The following is a 5,092-nucleotide window of genomic DNA, read 5'->3' as shown; positions in this document are numbered from 1 at the left end:
AGCGATTATCGTGGTACTCGATAACTTCAGCACGCATGTCGAGTTTATATGGAAGAGCATAAAAAAGGGTCATCTCGATTGTTTTCGTGGAAAATGTTAGAAGCTCTGAGGAAAAATAATCGAAAGGACATTCTATAAACAAACTTGCAGAGAGCTTATCATTTGCTAAGTCGTGGATCGAAAAGTTTATCCCATTGTGGATTTAGTTTTGTTGGGGACTATAAAGCTACTTCGGTTCATGTGGTGAGGTGAAGGAAAAGCGGTCTTTGTGAAACACGGTTTTAGATTTTACATCATTCCAAACCCAAGCCCAAACCCAAACGAAAAGTATAAGTAATAGTAATAAGTAGTCTGTTTAGTCAGTAAAAAACTAAAAACTAAAAAGGTGAGAAAGTAAAATGATAGGGGACATGGATAAGGTGATATACAGACCAATAGGAATAATACACACAGCTTTCCGTGATAAAGTAGAAGCTCCAATACAGGGTGTGTTCGCGAGAGACGCAAAGGGTGAGGTAGAGGTATTTCCAGAATATGCCGATGGACTCAAAGACCTCGAAGGCTTCTCGCATATCATCCTCATTTACCATTTTCATCTCGCCGATGGTTATTCGCTGGTCTCAATACCGTTTTTAGAAGAAGAACAGCATGGAATATTTGCAATGAGGCATTTCAAACGACCCAATCCCATCGGCTTGTCGGTTGTGAGGCTGGAGAGTTTGAGAGCGAACAAACTGGAAATCAGCGAGGTGGACATCATAAACGGAACACCACTCCTCGATATAAAACCCTTCGTGCCACAGTTTGACAATAGACCTGATGCAAAAAGTGGATGGCTCGGTAATCCTCGTTTAGACATGACTAAGGGTGAATCAGGCAGGCATAGACCTGAATAGGGTTGAAGAGATGCTTGACAGATGAGTATAAGAGGAGACTTACGCGTGTGGCACCAGGTTGGTTATAACAAAAATTTACCAAGTACAAAATAAAATATTTAATAAAGAGATGGAGGACAGGGAGAAGGATAAGTATAAGTATAAGTATAAGCAGAGGATAAGATATATTGAACATCCTTCGGACGTCGGGTTTGAGGTGTATGGAACGACGCTGGAAGAGCTATTTGCCAATGCTGCTATTGCTTGCTATGGCTTTATGACCGATATAGAAGAGATAGAAGAGACTGAAGAGCGAACAATAGAGATCAAATCAGAAGACCTCTATAGCTTGATGTTCGATTGGCTGGATGAGTTGCTCTTCCTCTTTGAGTCGGAATCTCTGGTCTTTAAGGAGTTCGATTTGAAAGTAGACGTATCAGGGGATAGTACTGGTACAGGTATAAGTATAAGTGGCAGATGTCGTGGTGGCAAATTCGACCCTTACAGGCACGAATCAGGCATAATAATAAAAGCGGTCACTTATAACATGATGGAGATAAAGAAGAACGAACTCTGGCACGCAAGGGTTGTTCTTGATGTATAACCTATATAGCATGAAGATAGACCGTGAGATAGAGATAATAAAAGGCATACCAGCATTATATTTCCCAGCTGGGGATGCTTTATGCATTGCTGACCTGCATCTTGGCTATGAGGAGGCACTGATGGAGAATAGCGGGATAGCATTGCCTTCAGGGCAGTTGAAGGATGTAGAACAGAAGTTAGAAGCGGCGATTGCAAGCTGTGGCTATGAACCTGCTAAATTGATAATAAATGGCGATTTGAAGCATGTATTCTCGGAATCCAGCCGGCAGGAATGGAAAGAGGTGCCAATATTCATACAGTTCGCTCTCAATTATGTCAAGGAGATAATACTGGTGAGAGGTAATCATGACACATTTTTGGGACCTCTCAAGCGTTTCGGCTCACGTATAAAGGTTGTAAATGCGCTCTCATACCATGATACGCTCTTTATTCATGGGCATAACCGCGATTTCGCACGGATATTGAGCGAGAGTAGCGAGCGGACAATTGTGATTGCGCATGAACACCCGATAATCGTTCTGGGAGACAGTGTTGGGGCACGTGTGCGGTTACCATGTTTCCTTATTGGTAGATTGGGACCAGGTGCGAGGCGGATGATAGTAATGCCAGCCTTCTCGCCTTTAGCAGGTGGTACGCCAGTGAATCTCGCATCGAAAGAGGATTTCTTGTCACCGATACTGAGAAGTCCAGAGGTTGTGATAGATAAGATGGAGGTATATACAGTGGATGAGGATGTGGGTATCATGGCATTCCCAGAGCTAAGGAGCTGGAAAGACGTTTCATTATCGCTATGAGGGTGCATCATCCATTTTATTTTAATCAAAAAGCTTTTGTGTTTTTGTGTATTACACCTGTCATAAAAAATCAGTAATACTTCCACGAGGAGAGGGGGAATAGAGGTGAGGGGGAATAAAAAATATCTTGTGTTTGGAATCTGCGTGGCATTTGTGCTACTTGGTGTTTTCGCGGGTGTTAGTGTTGGCGGTGGCGTCTGCAAGATGGCATGTGGGAGAAGGGGGATCGGTTCATGCGGCGGGGGATGAGGCAGTGACGCCTTTTTATCATGAAAACACAACGCATCATCATCTTTTACCATTTGATCATCCGCTGCAGATAAAAGAAGGAAGAAGGGAGGAATTTTCATTCACATGTCCATGAGAGAATTAGAAGAGCTCGCGTTGTTAATACCTCAGGTCCAAACCCAGCATCTGAAGAGGAATGGGACAGGACACTTGGCGGTTCAAACTTTGATGAAGGCAACTCAGTCCAGCAGACCTCTGATGCCGGATACATCATCGCTGGCTACACATGCTCTTACGGTGCTAGCGATGAAGATGTCTGGCTCATCAAACTTGGCTCTGAAGTTCCAGCATCAACTAAACCCGTCCCTAACATCAATACAGGTGAAGACTTTGAGACCATACAGGCAGCAATAGATGACACTGACAACTGACACACAATCTATCGATGTATTGGGTGAAGCAGTATCCTAAAAATTAAAAAGGAGCTGTGGGCAGATGAGAATAGAAGAAAATAAGGAAGTTATTGAAAAGATTTTGCAGAAATACCCATATATAGAGAAATATTACGGGCGGTTTGTCACTTTTTTTCTGGAAAAAGACCATCCATTAATAAATCTCATCATCAGAAAGAGGAGTTATCTTGATTTATTGAATGGCTGGTTAGAAAAATTAGATTCCATTCCAAATGTCACGCATTTAGTTAAAAAATCAAAAAATCCCGCAGAGTTTTTCAATATTATGTCAGAGTTAAAAGTTGCTTCATTTTTAATTGATAAAGTGGATAAATTAAAAATCATAGTGCCTAAAAACTCTTCACCTGACTTTGAAATTGAAATACTTGGAAAGACGATCACAATTGAGGTTAAAAGAATAGAAGATAAAATGGAAACGCTAAAAGGAAATGTTGAATACGATCCTACATCTCCAGGACTGCCTTATAAAATTGATGATATATCTACTATACATAGCAAAATAAAGGAGTCAATAATAGAGAAGAAACAATATTGCCAAAATATTCCGCACGTTATTATTTTTGATTACACTCCTGGTGTTGGGGAAAGTGAGTTTAAAGGTGTTTTATATCCGGAAAAAGATACACTTCAACAGATTCGTAGTAAAAGTGGTAAATTAATGGGATATGGACATCCTCCTTACGACGGTCTGTTTTATAAGAAGAATGGGGAAGGAAACTTTATTTATTCATGCTTGTCAGGAGTAGCAGCCATTTTTGAAGGAGATTCTATTTCTATAAACACTTTGATTATTAAAAGCCCCAGGATGGTGTTCTTCAAAAATCCTAATGCTGAGTTAGAGATAGAAGAGGGTATTTTAAGTTCTTTAGGAATGGAAATCTATAAAAGAAAGGAGATATAAAAACTTTTTTAAATGCGATACAACTGCTAAAGGGGGATAATTGATGACAACGGGGAGGATGCTAAGCAGAAAAGCAATTGCGTATTTGGCAGACTTATTACGCGAAAAACTTAGGGGGTATGACCTTAGGACAATATTAGATAAATTGGAGTTACCTCGAAGCTATGCATCGGGTTTTTATAAACACGAACAAATATCGAGCGTTTTAGAGAATCTTAACGACACAAAAGCTTTAGATAAGTTGTTAGAGTTTCTGAATATTATATTTTCAGAATATATAAGTAGGCTGTCTCAGGATGATATAGAAAAAATACGATTCTTCATGGAACCATGCGGGATTGATATTATAAATGATGATGAGTGGCATTGTCAGGCGATCCTAACAATTCCAAAAACTGACACTCTCATTCAGAAAGCAGAGATTTCAGCATTAGAAAAGTTACTTCCACCAGATGTTATTAACCGTTTAGAAGATGCCTATAATGAGTACTCTAAAGGAGAATTTGAAAATGTGATACCAAAATGTAGAATAGCTTTAGAAGCGCTTGCTAACTTTAACGGGTTTGGCAATGGGTTTAGGGATTTTATTACAAAGCTTAAAAAGGATGGCATCTTAAGGGATATAGAAAAAGATATTATCGGTAAAATTCATGGCTACTTATGCTCCTTTGAATCTACCCATTATGGGCCAAAACCAAATAAAGAACAGGCATTGTATGCACTTATTTTAACTCAACATACTTTGCTATTCTTAAGTAAAATCATAAGTTCTAAATGGAAAAACAGTGAATGGTGGAAACATGCCCAAATTCGTGGTTGAAGCGGATGGATACAGTATTGAATTTTGGGATCAGAACGGGCTAAAATATAAAAATATTACGTTGAAACCTACTGAAAATCATAGAGATATGTTTAATAAGGCTAAAAATGAAGGAAAGCATTATAAGACCTGCATTGCAGAGGTAGAAGTTAATGATGTAGAAGATTGCAATAGTGCCATAAAAGGATCTCAAAAGAATCTTGATGAATTATCCTTTTATCTGGCTTTTGCTTTTAATCACGATGTCTTTTTCAAAAATTTTAAGTGCTATAAAGTTGAAAGTGGCTCTAAGTACTTTGTTACTTACTGTTTCAGATCGTCAATGTATGTTGGAAAGATGAGAGTTGGATATAGAAGATATAACATTTCTCCAGATGGAATTCAAAATTTCATTG

At 39.1% G+C, this 5,092-nt stretch carries 8 protein-coding genes; all 8 read left to right on the top strand.

Annotated elements, in window-relative coordinates; all coding sequences use genetic code 11:
• Positions 1-398 precede the first annotated feature (398 nt).
• On the top strand, positions 399-896 hold the full coding sequence (gene tsaA / locus J7J01_06930; GenBank protein ID MCD6210605.1) for a tRNA (N6-threonylcarbamoyladenosine(37)-N6)-methyltransferase TrmO: 498 nt from the start codon (positions 399-401) through the stop codon (positions 894-896).
• A gap of 109 nt (positions 897-1,005) precedes the next feature.
• Positions 1,006-1,479, top strand: coding sequence for an archease (locus tag J7J01_06925; protein ID MCD6210604.1), 474 nt, complete (start codon positions 1,006-1,008; stop codon positions 1,477-1,479).
• Entirely contained in the window at positions 1,472-2,275 is an 804-nt protein-coding gene (locus tag J7J01_06920) for a metallophosphoesterase (GenBank protein ID MCD6210603.1), read from the top strand. The genes J7J01_06925 and J7J01_06920 overlap by 8 nt, the downstream gene beginning before the upstream one ends.
• Positions 2,276-2,380: 105 nt before the next feature.
• Positions 2,381-2,524, top strand: coding sequence for a hypothetical protein (locus J7J01_06915; protein MCD6210602.1), 144 nt, complete (start codon positions 2,381-2,383; stop codon positions 2,522-2,524).
• 111 nt (positions 2,525-2,635) lie between these two features.
• On the top strand, positions 2,636-2,917 hold the full coding sequence (locus tag J7J01_06910; protein ID MCD6210601.1) for a hypothetical protein: 282 nt from the start codon (positions 2,636-2,638) through the stop codon (positions 2,915-2,917).
• An 81-nt stretch (positions 2,918-2,998) separates the two neighbouring features.
• Positions 2,999-3,877, top strand: coding sequence for a hypothetical protein (locus tag J7J01_06905; protein ID MCD6210600.1), 879 nt, complete (start codon positions 2,999-3,001; stop codon positions 3,875-3,877).
• A 43-nt stretch (positions 3,878-3,920) separates the two neighbouring features.
• Positions 3,921-4,697, top strand: coding sequence for a hypothetical protein (locus J7J01_06900; GenBank protein MCD6210599.1), 777 nt, complete (start codon positions 3,921-3,923; stop codon positions 4,695-4,697).
• Positions 4,663-5,092, top strand: a 430-nt coding sequence (locus J7J01_06895; protein MCD6210598.1) for a hypothetical protein, incomplete at its 3' end; no start/stop codon positions are given. The genes J7J01_06900 and J7J01_06895, both read left to right, overlap by 35 nt.

The organism is Methanophagales archaeon, from assembly GCA_021159465.1.
GTDB lineage: Archaea > Halobacteriota > Syntropharchaeia > Alkanophagales > Methanospirareceae > G60ANME1.
This window is presented reverse-complemented; position numbering and strand designations above follow the sequence as displayed.